The 18,177-nt window shown below is 42.0% G+C and carries 16 protein-coding genes; 5 read left to right on the top strand and 11 right to left on the bottom strand.

Annotated elements, in window-relative coordinates:
- The first annotated feature begins 259 nt into the window (after window positions 1-259).
- Complete coding sequence (gene recN / locus WAE57_RS10800; protein ID WP_337710629.1) at window positions 260-1,921, top strand: DNA repair protein RecN; 1,662 nt, start codon at window positions 260-262, stop codon at window positions 1,919-1,921.
- Between the two features lie 64 nt (window positions 1,922-1,985).
- Here the strand turns inward: recN and WAE57_RS10795 are convergent, their stop codons facing one another.
- The 4 genes from WAE57_RS10795 to WAE57_RS10780 are packed head-to-tail and all read right to left on the bottom strand — an operon-like array spanning window position 1,986 to window position 5,414.
- Window positions 1,986-2,972, bottom strand: coding sequence for a CsgG/HfaB family protein (locus tag WAE57_RS10795; protein WP_337710628.1), 987 nt, complete (start codon window positions 2,970-2,972; stop codon window positions 1,986-1,988).
- Between the two features lie 47 nt (window positions 2,973-3,019).
- Window positions 3,020-3,619 carry a penicillin-binding protein activator LpoB gene (gene lpoB / locus WAE57_RS10790; RefSeq protein ID WP_337710627.1) on the bottom strand — a complete coding sequence of 200 codons (600 nt, stop codon included), beginning with the start codon at window positions 3,617-3,619 and terminating at the stop codon, window positions 3,020-3,022.
- 13 nt (window positions 3,620-3,632) lie between these two features.
- Window positions 3,633-4,037: a YcfL family protein gene (locus WAE57_RS10785; RefSeq protein WP_330848196.1), complete on the bottom strand. Its 405-nt coding sequence runs from the start codon at window positions 4,035-4,037 to the stop codon at window positions 3,633-3,635.
- Between the two features lie 18 nt (window positions 4,038-4,055).
- Window positions 4,056-5,414, bottom strand: coding sequence for a hypothetical protein (locus WAE57_RS10780; RefSeq protein WP_337710626.1), 1,359 nt, complete (start codon window positions 5,412-5,414; stop codon window positions 4,056-4,058).
- Window positions 5,415-5,797: 383 nt separating this feature from the next.
- On the opposite strand from WAE57_RS10780, the gene WAE57_RS10775 reads away from it, so the two are divergent.
- Together WAE57_RS10775 and ruvX are read left to right on the top strand one after the other, a co-directional pair.
- Complete coding sequence (locus WAE57_RS10775; RefSeq protein WP_237787484.1) at window positions 5,798-6,352, top strand: YqgE/AlgH family protein; 555 nt, start codon at window positions 5,798-5,800, stop codon at window positions 6,350-6,352.
- Window positions 6,345-6,788, top strand: a complete 444-nt coding sequence (gene ruvX, locus WAE57_RS10770; RefSeq protein WP_337710625.1) for a Holliday junction resolvase RuvX — start codon at window positions 6,345-6,347, stop codon at window positions 6,786-6,788. Before WAE57_RS10775 ends, ruvX begins: the two co-directional genes overlap by 8 nt.
- Before the next feature lie 427 nt (window positions 6,789-7,215).
- Here ruvX and WAE57_RS10765 read toward each other — a convergent pair whose 3' ends face one another.
- The 3 genes from WAE57_RS10765 to WAE57_RS10755 are packed head-to-tail and all read right to left on the bottom strand — an operon-like array spanning window position 7,216 to window position 10,552.
- Window positions 7,216-8,223 (bottom strand): HlyD family secretion protein, encoded by a 1,008-nt coding sequence (locus WAE57_RS10765; protein WP_337710624.1) that lies wholly within the window; start codon window positions 8,221-8,223, stop codon window positions 7,216-7,218.
- A 33-nt stretch (window positions 8,224-8,256) separates the two neighbouring features.
- Complete coding sequence (locus WAE57_RS10760; protein WP_337710623.1) at window positions 8,257-8,463, bottom strand: DUF1656 domain-containing protein; 207 nt, start codon at window positions 8,461-8,463, stop codon at window positions 8,257-8,259.
- The gene (locus WAE57_RS10755; protein WP_337710622.1) at window positions 8,456-10,552 is read right to left on the bottom strand and encodes an FUSC family protein; all 2,097 of its coding nucleotides are present in this window, start codon (window positions 10,550-10,552) and stop codon (window positions 8,456-8,458) included. The genes WAE57_RS10760 and WAE57_RS10755 overlap by 8 nt, the downstream gene beginning before the upstream one ends.
- Before the next feature lie 475 nt (window positions 10,553-11,027).
- On the opposite strand from WAE57_RS10755, the gene WAE57_RS10750 reads away from it, so the two are divergent.
- On the top strand, window positions 11,028-11,804 hold the full coding sequence (locus WAE57_RS10750) for an IclR family transcriptional regulator C-terminal domain-containing protein (RefSeq protein ID WP_337710621.1): 777 nt from the start codon (window positions 11,028-11,030) through the stop codon (window positions 11,802-11,804).
- A gap of 188 nt (window positions 11,805-11,992) precedes the next feature.
- On the opposite strand, the gene WAE57_RS10745 is transcribed toward WAE57_RS10750, so the two are convergent.
- The gene (locus tag WAE57_RS10745; RefSeq protein WP_337710620.1) at window positions 11,993-12,619 is read right to left on the bottom strand and encodes an alpha-ketoglutarate-dependent dioxygenase AlkB; all 627 of its coding nucleotides are present in this window, start codon (window positions 12,617-12,619) and stop codon (window positions 11,993-11,995) included.
- 149 nt (window positions 12,620-12,768) lie between these two features.
- Between WAE57_RS10745 and WAE57_RS10740 the strand changes: the two genes are divergently transcribed.
- On the top strand, window positions 12,769-14,571 hold the full coding sequence (locus tag WAE57_RS10740) for an ABC transporter ATP-binding protein (RefSeq protein ID WP_337710619.1): 1,803 nt from the start codon (window positions 12,769-12,771) through the stop codon (window positions 14,569-14,571).
- A 129-nt stretch (window positions 14,572-14,700) separates the two neighbouring features.
- Here WAE57_RS10740 and WAE57_RS10735 read toward each other — a convergent pair whose 3' ends face one another.
- From WAE57_RS10735 to phoU, 3 genes are all read right to left on the bottom strand, one after another.
- On the bottom strand, window positions 14,701-15,657 hold the full coding sequence (locus WAE57_RS10735) for a hypothetical protein (protein WP_337710618.1): 957 nt from the start codon (window positions 15,655-15,657) through the stop codon (window positions 14,701-14,703).
- Window positions 15,654-16,991, bottom strand: a complete 1,338-nt coding sequence (locus WAE57_RS10730) for a glycosyltransferase (protein ID WP_337710617.1) — start codon at window positions 16,989-16,991, stop codon at window positions 15,654-15,656. Before WAE57_RS10730 ends, WAE57_RS10735 begins: the two co-directional genes overlap by 4 nt.
- Window positions 16,992-17,380: 389 nt before the next feature.
- Window positions 17,381-18,097, bottom strand: coding sequence for a phosphate signaling complex protein PhoU (gene phoU, locus WAE57_RS10725; RefSeq protein ID WP_237787475.1), 717 nt, complete (start codon window positions 18,095-18,097; stop codon window positions 17,381-17,383).
- Window positions 18,098-18,177: the final 80 nt, after the last annotated feature.

Genomic DNA, 18,177 nt, shown 5'->3' with positions numbered 1-18,177 from the left:
TGTCGCCCGATTGAAGTTTCAAACAGTTTCCAGTTTTGCTGATTTAGATAAATTGTTGACTCAAACATCTATCTTTTTTAATAACATGAATTGGCAGAGCAGAAAAATGATCGGCTATCTTGAACGGCGAGTTTCATGTTCACAGCCAATATAGGGTAAGATATTGATGTTTTAAGTCCTTTTAAAATAAAAGCTGTCTTGTGACCAAAACAAAATTTCACTATCTTAGACTAAAACTTTTCGCAGCTTGGATGCGTTTATGCTGACACATTTAACTCTGATCAATTTTGCTTTAGCCGATCATCTAGCCATTGATATTGAACAAGGTTTCAATGTCTTGACCGGTGAAACAGGTGCCGGTAAATCGCTATTGCTGGATGCACTTTCGGCCTGTTTGGGTGAACGTACCGACACCAATTATGTACGTTTCGGTTCAGATAAAGCCGATGTGACTGCTATTTTTAGCTATCAGGAACAGAGTCCTGAAGCCGAGTGGCTAAAAGCACATGAGTTGGATGATGAATCGGGTGAAATTCATTTACGTCGGGTGATTTTTGCCACTGGTCGCAGTAAGGCATGGATTAATGGCCGTCCAAGCAGCCTGTCTGAACTAAAAGAAATTGGCCGTTTACTGGTGCAGCTTTATAGTCAGCATAGCCAGCAACAACTGCTCGAACCGCCTTATCCGAAACACTGGCTCGACCGTTACAGCAATTTTTATCAGCCGGCTCAAGAGGTACGTGATGCCTACAGCACATGGCAAAAAGATATTCGCCAGCATCAGGTAGCTTTAGATGCGCAAGCCACCCGCAAACAGCGTATTGAAACTTTAGAGTTGCAACTGGAAGAACTCGAAGAGATTACCCAGATTGACTATAAAGAGATTGAACAGGAATTTGACCGCTTAAGCCATCATGAACATATCATGCTGGACTGTGGCAGCAGTTTAAATGTACTGGATGAAGCGGAACAGAATATTACCCAGGAACTGTCTTCTATTATTCGCCGTCTGGAATCACATTCTGGACGTAGTGAACAGCTTGCCGAAATCTATAATTCACTCATCAATGCACAAAGTGAAATTGAGGATGCAACGGCAAATTTGCGTCAATTTATAGATCGTCAAAGCTTCGATCCGGAACGGATGGAAGAACTGAATACACAACTGGAAGTTTTCCACCGTTTGGCCCGTAAATATCGCAGCCAGCCAGAAACCTTGAAAGAAGAATATCAGGCTTGGCAGGCTGAACTTGAGCAGTTGCATCAGCTTGAAGACCCTGAAACTTTAGCCGAACAGGTAGAATTGTCGCATCAGGACTTTTTAGCCAAAGCACAACATTTAGATGAGATTCGTCGTACTGCAGCGGTTCCTTTAGCCAAACATCTGACTGAACAGGTAAAACAGCTGGCTTTACCGGAAGCCTATTTTGAGTTCAAATTTGAGCCTCTGGAACAAGCCGGTGCTGAAGGTCTCAGTTTTATTCAATTGCTGTTTACTGCGAATAAAGGCATTCCACCGCAGCCTTTGGCCCGCGTGGCATCCGGTGGCGAACTCTCACGTATTGCCCTGGTGATGCAAGTCATGAATGCGGAAAAAACCGAATCGGAAGTTTTGGTGTTTGACGAAATTGACGTCGGTATTAGTGGCGGTACGGCAGAAATGGTCGGCCGCTTACTGGCAGACCTAGCCCAGCATGTACAGATTTTATGTATTACCCATCAGGCCCAGGTTGCAGCCCAATCGGATCAGCATCTGCTGGTGAAGAAACGTCAGACTGATCCAGCCAGCAGTACCATTCTCAATCTTTCCGAAGAACAGCGTATTGATGAACTGGCGCGTATGACCGGTGGAGTCGAGATTAATGATACGACCCTGCAACATGCCAAGCAATTACGTCAACTTAAGTTTCAACAGGTATAAAAAAACCAGTACAGCATGTACTGGTTTTGAACTTCAATGCAAATAACGTTGCTTTGAGGACGACTTACCATTTGATCGGTTTTTCACTCGATCCTGGGGTCATGTCATAGGTTGGAGTAAAACCTGTCTCTTGATTCTGATAGGAGGCGGGTTGTAGTTTCATCCCTACCAACACTTCTCGACTCAAACTTTGCGCAATTTTATCTGTGCTTGAATCATTCAATGAATTATTCAGCATGTTTTGAATTGCATTATCTGCAATGACACGGTTGAAGGTGCCTGCTGCAACAACTTTGCTGGTATTCGCCTCAATCACACGCCAGGTTAAACGTACTTGATCTGAACCTTGATTCAGACCATACATCTGTTGACCATTGGCAACCGAGACATTATTGATACGGCCCACCAACAAATAGTCTGCACCCACTTTCTGACCTATACGTGCCAATTCTTGCGGCGCACCATCCCAGTATAAAAACTCATTTTCAGACTGCATTTCGCTTAAATAATGACGATCCACCAAACTCAATTGACCCGTTTGAGCCAAATAGATACCTAATTGATCAGACAATTCTGATGCAAAATCTTCCGCAGAATCCACTTTGGCAGAACGGTTATTTTTTTCATAAAACTGAAATGGCAGCACAGCAATGCGGCGTAAATGCTGATCCTGAACAGATGACTGGTACTGCACAACATACGCACGCACTTTCGCACGATAGTTGTTTTTTGATCCGGTCACGCTGAGCACCTGGAATTTAGTGACAGATCCTGAGCCAGTATTATCTACGCTAAATACTGGAGAAACTTTACCAGAATAACTCCATTTATTATTCGAAACTGACATATTGACAGTTGTTTCATAATCTACACGTGAGGAAACAGTCGCACCATTCACCGATTGAACCGCAACCAACAAGGCTTCTGAAATAGCTTGATGCTGGGTAGCTCCACTACCCGACGCTTCTTTAACCATTTCCTTTAATGCTGCAAATGCAGAGGTGGTCGCACAACCAGCAAGCAATAAAGCTAAAAATATTTTATTCATCATTATTATCTTCTTAAGCAACTGTGCAATCGCACAGTTGCATATTTGAATTATAAACCGAAGGTCGAACGTTTCGACGATTTACGAATTTCTTTCTCGCTGGTCCATTCCACAATGCCGGTTTGTACATTTTGAAGTTTTAAAGTGAACTTGTAATACACATCACTTTTACCCCCTGCATTTTTAACAATGCTCGACAGGTTACCGTTTAACATATATTCAGCACCAATATGACCACCGGCTTTTACCGAAGTCGCCTGGTTCACCAATCCACTTTGCTTTTGGTATGCCAACTGTTGAGCTAATGCGTTGGCAGAAGTCATATCTACAAAACGGAATTTGCCTGAATTGATGAGTTTGTTTTGAATGGTGTCAGTGATTGACTCGGTATCAATATGTTCTTGCGTTTTATTGCGGATGCGGTCTACAAACAGCACTGGGCGGCGGTTTTGGGTCAATTGAACAATCACCGGAAAGGTCAACATGTCATCCACCATTTTGTCCGCAATCATCTGCAAATCGGTAGAACCGAAATCTTTAGTCAGGGTTTCAACTGACTGGGCATCTCCATAACTCACGTTATTCGACGCACAGCCGCCCAAGACCAAAGTAGCCAAAATAGTAGTAGCCAAAGTTAATTTCAATTTCATGGAAAACTTATCCTTAATCTTTTCTCAAATAGACAACAACATCAACAGCAGATGGGTTAGGCGCAATGGATTGAACGGTCTTTATTTCGCGGCCTGTTAACTGAATAGGCTTCCAGCGTGAACCTTCTGGATTCACTTCAAAGCCATTTGCATCTACCCAAACAATTTTGTATTCAAAATTACGGCTCACAAACCAGCGGTCCTTAATTGCAATCGAAGCTTTTTTCAAATCGCCAGCGTATCCCATACTGATCCGATCAACAGCAATTTGCGTGACCAGTTTTGGGTTATTGCTAACGGTTTTTACGCTATAGTTGCCATCGGCTGCAGTTTGGGTAGAGAGTGAGTTGGGTGCGGTGCAACCAATAAGTGCAGTAGCCAAAAGGCCTGCCATCCCCAGCTTTAAAAATATTTTCATCATTACACTCTTTTAAAATTAACGAGTTACAGCACTTACACTGGCTGAAATTTTATTATTTATATCACTGACATAAACAAAAACGGTTTGGTTTGGATTTGCTTCAACATTAAGTGTTGGGCTAGAGGATTGTGGTCCAATAATTTTCAAATTATGTTTTCCTGGACTCACCTCAAAACGTGCCACCTGTGTATTACTTGGCAGTGTCGACCATGCTCTTAAATCGGCACGTTCAGTGGCAACATTCATTAAGTTTCCAGCCAGCTGCCCTAAGGATCCCAATTGCTGGCCCAATTGCTGTTGCATCACGTATTTTGTCGTTGCCCGTACAATCTGACTGGTAACGTTACTGATGGTTTGTTCTTTCAGGTTTTTTACTGCCAGTGCACCAATATCACTGACCAGAGCACTTTGCTGTACTTGGCGATCACCTAGCTTAATTTTCAAGCTTTTCGGTGGCACGTAAGTACTCGGCTCATAGGTGGCAAATGCAATATTAATCAGTCCATTGGGCATGGGAAAAGCAAGTTTATTTTCAATCTTTTTCGGTACTGTGCCCTGTTCAATAAATACAATGACAGGTACTGTTTTCGCATTGTTACTTGATACTTTATCAACCCGGGTTACATCTTGGGCAACATTGGAATCACCTTGCAATTCATAAGCTTTTTTAAAGTCTACCAAAGCATTGTTATAGTCACCTGTGGCTTCCCACAAATTAGCCGCCATGTAAAAAGCATAACCATTTTGATAGGTATTTTTAATTCGGCCTGCAATTGGATCCAAACCGGCAAAAGCTTCATCTAAAGTTGAATAATCAATTTGTTTATCTGCATTCTTCTGCTTATCTTTTTTCTTAGCAAACTCTTTCTCATGAGCCAGTTCAATTTCTCGCTGAATTTGCTGTGCAACACGCATTTCCACCGCTGCGGCTTCAGCATTATTCAGCAGAATATAATTTTTTGCCTGAGAAATATGCGCTAAAACCTGCTCATAGGGAGGAACCAAATAAGGTACAACGGACTCATTGCTAACCATCGAAAGGGCTTTGAACCCCATCCGGGTTACACTCACTTTACTTCTGTTGTTTTGCTGATCGATCAGCTCAAATGCCTTTTTATAAATATCCAGGCTTTCTTGATACTGTTGATTGACCTGTAAAATTCGTGCCTGTTCTAAATAATATAAAACTGCATCTTTAGAATTTTTCTTGCTGTCAAACTTTGCCGCCACGGATGAATTGAGTTCCGCATTTAAAGAACTTCTAAAAAGTGATCCCTCTTCTTCATAAGTTTCAAATACCGCTGCATGTGTTTGTACAGCAAACAATGAAGTAAAGCATAAAATGATAACTTTCTTGTTTATTTGAACCGACATAATAATATTCAACTTACTTTTTATTACATACATCATACAAATCAAAACAATATGGATCAAATCAATATTTTTCTATAAAACATATAATTATTTTGACTAAATTAAGATATTTTAAATATTGGTCACAAAAAAAGTAAAAATACACAATAAATCAAAAAAATATTTAAGTTTTAATAAATCAAGACAACTATTTTAATGTGACTTTAATCTCAAAATAAAATCTTAAGCGTGAGAAAAACATAAATTTATATATTCAGCTTATAATTCTTTATAGAAATTTGTAAGGTCAATGTTATAGTCAAGAAAGCTCTAGATAGAGTGACAGCTACACCAAATTTAAAAATATTTTTTCAAATGATAGACTAAAACTCGGAGATGCTTAGATGACTAAACAATATCTGACACATCGCTGTCTCATTGCACCTCCTGATTTAGCCAATGATTTTTTTGCCAATACGGTGATTTATTTGGCACGCCATGATGAAGACGGTGCTCAAGGCATTATCATTAACCGTCCGTCGGGTCTTTCAATCAAAGAATTATTGAATGACCTGGAAATTGAAGCAGATAATGTCAATCCCCATGCAGTCTTGCAAGGTGGACCGCTGCGCCCTGAAGCCGGCTTTGTGCTGCATACCGGTCAGCCGACCTGGCATTCATCCATTGCTGTGGGTGAAAATGTCTGTATCACCACATCCAAAGACATTCTGGATGCTATTGCACATAATGAAGGTGTGGGCCGTTATCAGATTGCCTTGGGCTATGCCAGCTGGGGCAAAAATCAACTGGAAGCAGAATTGGCACGTGGCGACTGGCTGATCTGCGATTCAGATATGGATTTGATTTTTAACTTACCTTATGACGACCGCTGGGATGCCGCCTATAAAAAAATGGGCGTCGACCGGACCTGGTTGTCATCAGAGATTGGACATGCCTGATTTATCACAACCACAAATGATTATGGCATTTGATTTTGGTACCAAAAAAATGGGCATGGCGGTGGGTCAATCCATGATTGAAAGTGCCAATCCGCTTACCCTGTTTCCCATGAAAGATGGCATTCCAAATTGGAATGCTTTGCTGAAAATCGTCAAACAGTATCAACCCACCTTATTTCTCGTCGGTTTACCGCTGAATATGGATGATAGCGAATCGGAACTTTCAACACGTTCACGCAAATTTGCCCGTCGCTTGCGCCACCAGACCAATATTGAAACCTTGATGGTGGATGAACGCCTGACCACCCGTGAAGCACGTGATGAACTGGACCAATATCAGTCTCAAGGTCGAGCCAAAAAACTGGCTGCAGACAGTATTGCAGCAGCGCTGTTTATAGAAAGCTGGTATCGCAATCCGGTAGGCTTAACCCCTTAAAATCGAATGAACAAACAATAAAAAAGCATCCTTTCGGATTAATGCTGATCAGTTAAGGGGTTTCGAAATAGACTCTTTAACTTTTTAGTAATTCATGGCGGAATCTTACCATTTTAAATCAAACCCTTTGCAGCTCATTTGTTACTTTGGTTTCGCCCTGAGAAGCATTGCTTCGTAAGACCAAAGGCATTTGTCATCCGCAAAACTCGTCAGCCACTATCAACTAGCAAATTTGTCGCAGAAACAATCATTTTTAAATGTAGTCCGGCCTCAAACAGTTGCGGATGACTTTTCCACATATCAAATACAATCATGAATTTAAAAAAGAAAATACCAGTCAATTGCTTAACTGACTGGTATTAACCCTTTCGGATGCTTTTTTATTGAAATGAACCAAGTCGAATCTATTCGAAGTTATTAATGGATGTTATTGGGTTTTTTTCTCAATATGCACTGTTGCAGTACGTCCAGCCACAAAGGCCAACTGGTTTTTCGGCAATTCATCAATCATGATTTTCACCGGAACACGCTGTGCCAGACGCACCCAGCTAAAGGTTGGATTTACATTTGCAAGCAGGCCGGTAGTTGTAGTACGTTCCCGATCTTCAATCCCGGAAGCAATGCCCTGAACATGACCTTTTAGTTTTTGCGAATCTCCCATGAGCTGGATGGTTGCCGGAGCACCGACATAAATTTTGTCCAGTTTGGTTTCTTCAAAATAACCCACCACATACAGCTGCTGACGGTTTAACAGTGCAGCCACCGCCTGCCCCACTTTGACATAATTACCTTCCTGCAATTCAAAGTTAGACAAGGTACCATCCGCCGGTGCCACGACTTCGGAACGGTTTAAGTTCAGTTCGGACAGGTGCAGATTACTGGTCGCGACTTCAATCAAGGCCTTTTGCTGCACAATATTGGCTTTGGCCTGTTCAATCGCAGCCTGCATTTGCGCATGTTCGGCATGCGACTGATCACGCGTTGCAAACATCTGATCCTGTTCTTGTTTTGAAATTGCACCGTCCATTAAATTGGAATAGCGACTGGCATTTTTATCCGCCAGATTGCTATTGGCTTGAGACTTCACCAGATTGGCTTTGGCCTGTGCCAATTCTGCTTCTGCAGCAGCCAAACCGGCTTTAGCTTTAGACAAGTCTGATCGGGCTTGCTCGACATCCAGAGCTTGACGGGCAACATCAATTTTAAACAGCACCTGACCTTTTTTGACCGTCTGGTTATCCTGCACCAAAACCTTAGTGACCAAACCGGAAACATCTGAAGAGACTTGAATCACATCGCCACGTACCCGTCCATCACGGGTCCAGGGTTCAGAATTGTAATAATCCCAAATATGTTTTACTGCCAAAATTGCAACGACAGCGACCACAGCAAAGAGTACCGGTCGGACGACTTTACGCAAGTCTAAAGATGTCATGGAAAAACCTCATTCACTTCAAAAGATAGCTGCTTAGCCCAAGCAGACAATAAAACCCCAATGCACTAACCACAGCAGTACCAGATAAATGCAGAGATAAAAAATATGAGGCAGCGGAATCCAGCCCTGTTCCACAAAACGGTCGAGCAAGCGCATCAATACACGCAGTAAAGCGTAGGCCAGTACTGCCTGAATCAGCAGAATCGGGACATATACTCCATAGATATTTAACTCACCCATGGCCTACCTCTCCAAGTTCTGTGTGTTGCTTAGACTGTGCCGGTTCATGACACAAACTGCTGCGAATATTGTTTAAAGACATCTGAATCCTTTGAGCAGTTTCAGCATGCTCCAGTTGCTGTGTCTGGTTTTTTAATTGGCTGATTTTTAAAATCACTTGCTGATGAAGATCTGGAATCAGCTGCGTTTGTACATTTTCTTTGGCACGAAAATAATCATCCAGACCTTGTTGCAGATCTTCCAGACTGGCCAAAATGGCTTGATCCGAATCAAGTCGATGCATCAATTCTTGCAGACGGGTCAGATCAATCACTGCACTGGTTTCCACCAGCGCCAAATTAATCTGGGTCTTTAATTTTTCTGACTGCACCATCTTGGTATTTAATACCCCAATCCGGTCTAGCATACTGCGCAGATGAATCCGGAACTGCACACCGTAAGGAATATATAAAGCCTGACGAATTGCCTTGTAATGCAGTGACAAAATCCGCTGTACCGTGATTTCAGGGGACATCGCCCGAACCAGATGAATGATATAAATTGAAATAATCGGCCCCAGCACAGAACCGATGGTGGCATCAAAGAAAAACACCTGATCCAGCGTATAACGGTTCTGCAAGTTCAAGCCCATGATGGTTCCCATCAATGCCGGCAAGGCAATTCCGGTCAGTGGTGGATGCGGAAACATCATCAGGCAATAAATCACAAAAGGTGCCAGTACCAGTGCCAATTCCCAGAATGAGCTCACATGCGGAAAAATGCCGTAAGCATAAATAAACACCAGCACTCCTGCATAAATATTGCCGCGCACAAACATCTTCAATGCCGGTACCGGATTATCCATGGCCGTCAAAATACAGGCACTGATGGCCGCCATTTCAGCCATCATAAATCCGGCTTTCCAGCCACTTAAAATCCAAAATCCTGTAGCAATGATCACGACCATAAAAGCGGAAATCCCGCCCCGTACCGCAACCCCATGGTCACGGTGTAAATTGGGATAAGTCGTGGTCAGTGGCGTCACGCTTTCAGGCAGTGAAGCATCGCCTTGCTGAATGCGTCGCCAAATCAGTTTGATGGCTCTGATATTTTGAATGAAATGACGAATATCCATTTTCAGGCTGGCCAAAATCACCTGCTGTTTAGCTGGTGCAGCAGCCATCAAGTCAGCAAAATCTTGCTCAAAATTGTCAGGTAACAGATTTAAAGTCTGTTCCTGAATATCCTGATCATCTTTTAAAAATGCCGCGCTATGATCATGAATCACCTGAAGCTGAGCACGATATTGGCGATCCATTTGATCTAGCTGTTTGACCCGTTCCGCCATTGCCACCAGATTTGCCACCAGCATGCTCAGTTGATGCAACATTTCCTGTAACGGCTTGGTCATGCCCTGCAAGGTGGATTTTTCATAAGCCAAATGCACCGCCATGACATAAATTTCGGCAATATCACGAGCAATCTGACTGAGTGCGCTACTGTAATTTTCCAGTTTGGATGGGTTCAGCAAAATCTGGTCAAACAAGTCTTTGGTGTCTTTAAATGTTTTAGATACCTTTGCGGCCACGGCTGGTCCAATGTGCACCGGAAAGATCGTCGTGGTCACGATGGCACTACAGACCACCCCGACCATAATCTCTAAAAAACGCCCCACGGCCATATCAAACATCGATGCCGTGCCGATGTTATAAATAATGTTGTAGCTGATAATCACGGTGGTATAGCCCGCAAGCATAAATACATAGCTACGTGGAGTTCGGTCGAGCATCGAGATATATAAGCAGCCACCTACCCAAGCGGCCAAAAAGAAAGTAAACAGCCACGGCGTGTTAATGAGTAGCGGAGTCACCGCCACCGAAACCACAGCACCCAATAAGGTACCCAGTGCACGATACACACTTTTGGAAGAAGTCATGCCTGAAAAAGGATTGGCGATGACAAAGACTGTCCCAATCGCCCAAATGGGATAAGCCAAGTTCAATGCAAAAGCCACATATAAGGCGAGCATGCCTGCCAGAAACGTTTTAGTCGCAAAAATCCAGTCCATCTTGCTGGGACGAAATGCGAGTACTTGTTTGGTAAGCAACATGGATTGATCTCAAATTAGGGTTTATACCTTCTTCCTAATTTTTAAATGACGACTACAAGGCACGATCTATCTGGAAGATGGATCGTGTAAAAATAGGCATGTTTCAACATGTCATCAGAGATGAGTGTCATTCAAAATGAATGGAGAAGATTCCACATCATCCTGTTGATGTGGAATAAAACAGGAAAACAGCCAAACCAGAAAGATTAAAAATTCATCATTAGATATTTAACTTGAGTATTTTTTCAAATAAAACATTTTAAGTCAATAATAATATCTTATTATGATAATAAGACTTAAATTAACAAGATCTATTAAATAGATATTGCCTTATTTTCTCAGCTTAAATGAAAAATATTTTTAGCTGCCAACAAATCCAGCATTAGCTTAACAAAAGCCCTGCTTTGCCTATTTATTTGTTATAAAGTAATACTCATTGATTTCTTTTTTATATGCTTTGACCAAGCAGGTACTTATGGCACTTTCTAGTTTTGGTAAGATTCTCACCGTTTTAGATCTTTTTTCGGTGTCTCGTCCTATCATTAATGTCGATATCATTAGTGAGGAATTAGGACTCTCTAAACCCACAAGCTACCGTTATTTAAAAGAATTGGTTTCAGCAGAATTATTGCAGCGCTTAAGTGGTACCTCAGGTGACTACACCCTGGGTTCTAAGATTGCAGTCTTGGATTATATTTCCCGCACTACCGATCCCTTGGTGCAAATCAGTAGTCCATTTATGCAGCAAATTGTAAAGCGTACTGAATTCGGCTGTCTGCTCACACATTTAAATTACGATTCATGTATCGATATTCATCACGAACTGTATAAAGATCTGACCACACTGATTTATGGCCGTGGTTGCCCTCGCCCGATCTATAAAGGCTCTTCTGCCAAGGTGATTCTGGCACATTTACCCAAACAGCGTATTTTGGATTACTACCAGCGCTTTGCCACCGAGCTGTCTGAAGTTGGATTTGCGCATAACGAAGAAGAGTTTCTGTTGCAGATGAAGCAGATTAAAAAGCAGGGCTATTATTTCTCGAGTGGAGAAGTTGATCCAAATCTGGCCAGTCTTTCTATTCCGGTGAAATTCTCCAGCAAGGAACCGCCTTTGGCCTTGACCTTATTGGGTTCTAGAAACCGCTTTGAATTTACCAACTTCCAGAAGTTGATTGAAATTTTACAAGACAATGCCAGCTTGATTGAAAAGAAATTTATGGCCTTGACCCATCAGGAAGACACATTATAATTTAAGGAAATGTGATTTATTTTAATGTAAATTATATTGAATTTAACAATATATTCTCATAATATGATTATTGTTCTTCAGCATCCATTGTTCCATGATAACGTGATGCCATGTTAAAAACTCTCCTCAAATTAAAAAAGCTCATCACAGGATGGGCTTTTTTATGCGTTCATTATTGACCTTTAATGTTACTCATGCGGATAAAAATAACGGAAAGTCAGATTCACCCGTGGCTCAATAATTTTCACCGATTTCCTTAAAGTATGCTTCCAGTACTGCTGGGTCTTGCCACGCATCACAATCAGTTGCCCGCTATGTAACAGCAAGTCAACTTTATCTGTTTTGTATTTATGCTTAAAACTGAATTTTCGGGTAGCGCCAAAGCTTAAAGAGGCAATAACGGTTTCCTGGCCTGCCTCAGAGTATAATGCAGGCTCATCATCACTATGCCAGCCCACACCCTGAAGACCATCTTCATATAAATTGGCTAAGCAAGAATTAAACGAATGCCCGACCAAATTTTCAACATGTTGTTTTAAACGAAATAATCCTGGTGTCCACACATGGGCTTGCTTGAATGTACCAGAATAATGATATGGGTAATGTTCATCGCCATACCAGGCCACTTTGCGTGCCGTTTTATAGTGTTTTCCATACAACAGCACTTCATCATGTTGCCAGGCCAGATGAGCCAAAAAATACTGCAAATATTGCTCGCTCTGCTGAGGCGTTAAAATCAGGCCATAGTCTTCTACTATCCCATCACAGGGCAACAGATTGGCTCGGGCTTCCGGCTCAAACAATTCAAAGTTCATCGGCAAAAATGCATCGTCTAAAATAAATGTAAAATTCACTTTTATTTTAGCGGATGATTTCTGTTCACAATAGAAAACATTGTATGCGCTTGTGACATGGCCTGATCGGGCTTAGACTCAAATCAGACTTGAAAATAAAAAAATTGCATATGAATTTATGGCATTTATTCCAAAAACTGCGCCCTTTTGTACGGCCATATCGCTTGCTGGTCATCGCCACCCTAATTTTAACCCTGATTGGTTCCCTCACGGCTCAGGTCAATGCACTGACCTTGCGCTATGCAGTCGACAGCATTAACCGGTTGATTGAATCTGGTCTCGGACTGGCTCAAGGCTGGCATATTCTGCTCACCATCTCTGCCATTTTATTGGGTAAAGAAGTTTTGAATGCCGTGGTTCAGTTTGGACAAAAATTTTATGGTGAAAAGTTACGTATTTTTGTATCACAGGACTTGGCTCAAGGCATCATTGAAAAATTCCTGACCTACAGGCTAGCTTTCTTTAATGAAGACAATAATCAGGCCGGTAAATTACAAACCCGAATCGACCGTGGCATTGGCTCACTTACCCGGCTAGTGCAAATCTTTTTTATTGATATTTTGCCGCTATTTACCAGTGCTATTGTGGCACTGGGACTGATGTTCTATGCCAATGTCTATGTGGGTCTGGTCGCGCTGTGTATTGTGCCGATCTATTTCTGGCTGACCTATATCCAGGCACAAAAACTGGGAGGATGGCGGCGTAAGTTACGTGATGGCCGGGAGAAAAAAAGCCAGGGTATTCTTAGTATTATTAACTCAATTACCGTGATTAAATCCTTTAACCGCGAGTCGATCGAATCGGACAAACAGCTCAAACTGCAAAAAGAACTGACCGACAACCAGATGCAGACCCGGCAAACCAGTTTTTTGTTCGACGGCTTAAAGACCTTTATTGAACAGATTGGCATCGTACTGATCATCATCCTGACCGCTTATTTTGTGCTGGATGGGCAGATGAGTATCGGCATGATCATGTATCACGTGCTGTTATTCAATAACGTCTCTGCCCCGATCCGTTCCTTGCACCGCATTTATGATGAAGTGAATGATGCCATGATTTATTCGGAAAGTTTTTTTAGAATCCTGGAAGCCGATCATGAAATCGAGCCTAGTGGCAGCCAAAAACCGGTGATTAGCGGCAGCTTTGAACTGAAAAATGTCGAATTCTATTATCCGAATGGTCATCATGCCTTAAAGAATATCAATATGCTGATTCAGCCGAATAAAATCACTGCCTTGGTTGGGTTATCAGGTGCAGGAAAATCGACATTGATTAGCTTACTCGATAAATTCTATCAACCGGCGTCCGGACAGGTGCAACTCGATGACATCAATCTTGAAGATATTGATACCCAATATCTGCGCGATCACATTGGTCTGGTATTGCAAAAAAACCACATTTTTCAGGGTTCAATTTTTGACAATATCCGTTATGGAAAAACCGATGCCAGCCTGAAAGAAGTCATAGAAGCGGCTCAAAAAGCTTCTATTCACGAGCAAATTTTGCAGCTTCCGCAAGGCTATGATGCCGATGCCCTGCAACTTTCTGGCGGCCAGCAACAACGGATTGCCATTGCCCGAATGTTCCTGAAAAATCCACCGATTATTTTTCTGGATGAACCGACCGCCAGTCTGGATGCGATTGCCTCGGAGCAAATCAAGCATAGTCTGGACCAAATCAAGCAAGGCCGTACCGTGATTATTATTTCACACAGTTTGTCGCAGATTATTGATGCCGATTACACCTATGTGATGAAAGAAGGTCGCATTGCCGAGCATGGCGAACACGATGCGCTTTATCATCAGGGCGGAGTGTATAAGGAAATTTTTGATGCCATGGCCAAAAGCCTGAATATTGAAAAGATTGCCAAGACCTTTGAAGAAGATGCCGAAGAAGAAACCCATAGCTAAATGCCTAGAATGAACAGCATTTTCATCCTAAGCATGATCCATATAGAAAGGTCTTATCCCAAAACAATTTTCCTCTAGTCAAAAAATTTGAAGAAGATCGATTGATGACCTTCACATATTGGGCATAGATTAAAAACTGATAATCCATTCACCCCTGATATAGCGATAATTGTAATCTGGACCAGAGTAGGACGCGCTACGATTATAGCCAGCATTCATACGAATAAATTGCGATCCGTGAACGGGACTTTGCAGATTCAGTTCAAACAGTCGAGTTCCTTGACTCGGGTCATCGTTAATCGTTTCACGCCCAAAGCCTGCGGTTAAACCGGTGGTCCAGCCCGCAAAACGCTGACGCCAACCCATGGCCAACATCCCCTCTTCATAGTCATGAGGATTAAAATAATAACCGGCCACATCAGCTTTGCTACTTTGATAAGTTCTGTATCGAGCCTGAAGGGTAAGCCCCAAGTCTAGTGAAGGCTGGTAGATCACTTTAACGCGTCCATGGTCACGGCGATTATCATCTGAAAAAAATTGTGATCCTGCAAGCCCTACCACGGTGACATGCTCACCTAAGCCCTGATCCACTGCCGCACCAACAAAGGTAAAATTTGTTCCTGCATCCAGTGCAGGTTGGGTTTCCACCCAATCCCGATTGGCAAACAGCTCTATAGCTGTCTTTTTGGCTAATGCAGTTCGATAACTACCATCAAAGGTAAATAAGCTATGATCATCTTGCGTGAAAATGCCTGCATCTACAAACCAACCATTCGCTGTAGCAGAATCAATCTCGCGTCCAATAAATGAAATTTTTTGACCATCTCGACGCCAATCTTCAGCTTTATACTGATAAGCACTGGCACGTACCCCTAAGTAATGATCAGCATTTTCATATTGAGGCAAAAATTCTGCCGATAACTTACGGGTTTGGAAGCCTTCGCTATCATCACTAAAAAAGAATTCCGTTCCAGCTGCACGTTCATTTTGAACTTGATCATCCGGTAATGCATTTGCCAAACTGCTGGTACTCATGCCGATGAGCAAAGGAACAACAACATACATACTGGTTTTCTTGTTTTTCATTTTGTTCCCCATGTTTTTCGTGTTCTCAATAATTCATCCAAGTACCCTAAAATACTGGCAGGCTGTAATAAGAAACTGTACGCAAGAACATACAATAAAAAGCCGCTGAAGTTTTTTCGTACTTTAAGTTCCAGATCATCAAACATTCTACGTTCAATCGAGTAATTTAATAGACCGAGCAAAAATGCCATAGGTAACAATGCCAGGGTCATAATACCGACAATCCAGTAGTGTCCAAAACATGCCAGAATGATTCCTGGTATAAAGCCAAAGGTGAATGCGATGTCTAACCAAGGGAAAACCAGGTTCCAGTAAATAAAAAACGTGGATAATCTCGGTTTAATTAAAATAGTGGGATGTTTGATAAATGCTTCGATCATACCGCGTGCCCAACGCTGACGCTGTTTAACAAACACTTTAAGCGTTGTGGGCGCATTGGTAAACAGACAAGCATCCTCACAATGTCCCACACGATAGCCTGCTTTCAACAATGCCCAAGTGAGTACAATATCTTCACCAACGCATTCAGGCCATCCACCTACCTCAATCAAGGCATTGCGGTCATAAATAGAGAAAGCACCTTGGGCCACCAAGGTTCCCTGATATAGGGACTGCATACGTTTGGTCGCTGAAATCCCCAGAAAATAGTCCCATTCCTGAGTTTTGGTCAGCAAATTGGTACGGGAGTTACGCACCAGAATCTTACCCGCAACCGCACGTGTGTTGGGTGGATCCGCTACATAGCGTTCCACAATATTGATTAATGCAACACGATGTAAATAAGAGTCTGCATCGACTGTAATCACCAAATCATGCTGAGCAAGTTTCAGCCCTTCATTTAATGCGTGCGCCTTACCTGCATTTTGTTTTAAATCCAGTAAAGTCAGCCAAGGAAATTTTGCTTGTGCTTTTCGAACAATATCTGCAGTTTCATCCTGAGAACCGTCATTAATCACAATGACTTGTAGGGGACCTGGATATTTTTGCAGACCGATACTGACCAAAGTGTCTCGTATTGAGGCAGCTTCATTATAGGCAGCCACCAGCATGGTAATGCCAGGATAAGAAGGCAATGGTTGGCGCTTAGGCCTTCTGTCCATCATTAGGCTTAATGCCGCAAATGAATTCATAAATCCCGGAATAATGGCAATCCCATAAATCAGGAAAACAGCCCAAAAATAACCGATATAGCTGCTGAGATCATGCATCCAGTTCTGGGCAATCCATATGGAAAATACTGTCCAGAAACAGGCACCGATGAGAGCGACAATAAACTTTAAATGCACAGAAAAGTAAATTTGAGAGACTTCTCTTTTACTGTCATCAATGATCATGAATGTTCTCTAAATATTTCACATAATAAAAATTTGTGCAGAATTATTTTTCGTAAAGTCTGGGAGTGTTGCAACAGATCATGACTTTATTTACATAAATAGATTTTTATAAACCCATGAAAATCATTATTTCGCCAAGAGCAAACTTTACTTTTTGTTAAAAACAATCTGCATTTTGTATAATAATATATCATTTTGTATATTTTTTGATAAATAAGTCACACTTTTTTGAGATAATTTGTATTGCTTATTTCAAGTTGTTGTTTTTATGCATTCTAGTCATAGAAGTTTTTAAATGAATGGGGCTATTAAGCCAACCCACTGATAAAGAAATTTTTGAAACAAAAAGCCTGCAAATCGCAGGCTTTTTATTGTGATTAATTTAGTAATTAACGCTGAACTTTTTGTTCAATCTCTTCCACACTGGTATGGCGTACATCCAAACCTTTGACCATATAGATGACCTGTTCGGAAATATTGCGCGCATGGTCACCAATCCGCTCCAAAGAACGCAGTACCCACATGACATTGATGACCCGTGAAATATGACGCGGATCTTCAATCATATAAGTCATTAAGGTACGGGTCGCAGACTGATATTCACGGTCAATGTCGGCATCGGCTAGCAAAACACGTAAAGCCTGATCGACATCCAGGCGGGCAAAGGCATCCAGCGCATCATGAATCATGACCCGCACCTGATTGCCAATATGACGGGTTTCCATATAGCCGCGCGGTGAACTGCCCTCTTCACATAAATTCTGGGCAATTCGGGCAATTTTAGCCGCCTCATCACCAATACGCTCCAGGTCGGTATTGGCTTTAGACATGGCAATCACCATACGCAAATCAATCGCGGCAGGATGACGGCGTGCCAGAATCAGAGTCAAGGCTTCATCAATTTCAGTTTCCAGACGATTGACCACATTATCCTGAAACTGCACATCCATCGCTAAAGTGGCATCGGTATCCAGCAAGGCATGAATACCATTGGCCACTTGCTGTTCCACTAAGCCCCCCATGGTCATGAACTTGGTATTTACATCTTGCAAATCTTCATTAAATTGCGAAGAAATATGGTGATTTAACACCGGATTATTTGGCAAGGGGCATACTCCACAACAGCGATTTTAAAATGAATGATCTTGTTCAATATTAAAACATATCTAATATGAAACTTTCATGA

Source organism: Acinetobacter sp. NS-4 (assembly GCF_037402435.1).
GTDB lineage: Bacteria > Pseudomonadota > Gammaproteobacteria > Pseudomonadales > Moraxellaceae > Acinetobacter.
This window is presented reverse-complemented; position numbering and strand designations above follow the sequence as displayed.

Bases quoted from the DNA above. Each gene is read 5' to 3' on its own strand.
- recN (WP_337710629.1), top strand. From the start codon at position 260: ATGCTGACACATTTAACTCTGATCAATTTTGCTTTAGCCGATCATCTA.
- WAE57_RS10795 (WP_337710628.1), bottom strand. From the start codon at position 2,972: ATGATGAATAAAATATTTTTAGCTTTATTGCTTGCTGGTTGTGCGACC.
- lpoB (WP_337710627.1), bottom strand. From the start codon at position 3,619: ATGAAATTGAAATTAACTTTGGCTACTACTATTTTGGCTACTTTGGTC.
- WAE57_RS10785 (WP_330848196.1), bottom strand. From the start codon at position 4,037: ATGAAAATATTTTTAAAGCTGGGGATGGCAGGCCTTTTGGCTACTGCA.
- WAE57_RS10780 (WP_337710626.1), bottom strand. From the start codon at position 5,414: ATGTCGGTTCAAATAAACAAGAAAGTTATCATTTTATGCTTTACTTCA.
- WAE57_RS10775 (WP_237787484.1), top strand. From the start codon at position 5,798: ATGACTAAACAATATCTGACACATCGCTGTCTCATTGCACCTCCTGAT.
- ruvX (WP_337710625.1), top strand. From the start codon at position 6,345: ATGCCTGATTTATCACAACCACAAATGATTATGGCATTTGATTTTGGT.
- WAE57_RS10765 (WP_337710624.1), bottom strand. From the start codon at position 8,223: ATGACATCTTTAGACTTGCGTAAAGTCGTCCGACCGGTACTCTTTGCT.
- WAE57_RS10760 (WP_337710623.1), bottom strand. From the start codon at position 8,463: ATGGGTGAGTTAAATATCTATGGAGTATATGTCCCGATTCTGCTGATT.
- WAE57_RS10755 (WP_337710622.1), bottom strand. From the start codon at position 10,552: ATGTTGCTTACCAAACAAGTACTCGCATTTCGTCCCAGCAAGATGGAC.
- WAE57_RS10750 (WP_337710621.1), top strand. From the start codon at position 11,028: ATGGCACTTTCTAGTTTTGGTAAGATTCTCACCGTTTTAGATCTTTTT.
- WAE57_RS10745 (WP_337710620.1), bottom strand. From the start codon at position 12,619: ATGAACTTTGAATTGTTTGAGCCGGAAGCCCGAGCCAATCTGTTGCCC.
- WAE57_RS10740 (WP_337710619.1), top strand. From the start codon at position 12,769: ATGAATTTATGGCATTTATTCCAAAAACTGCGCCCTTTTGTACGGCCA.
- WAE57_RS10735 (WP_337710618.1), bottom strand. From the start codon at position 15,657: ATGAAAAACAAGAAAACCAGTATGTATGTTGTTGTTCCTTTGCTCATC.
- WAE57_RS10730 (WP_337710617.1), bottom strand. From the start codon at position 16,991: ATGATCATTGATGACAGTAAAAGAGAAGTCTCTCAAATTTACTTTTCT.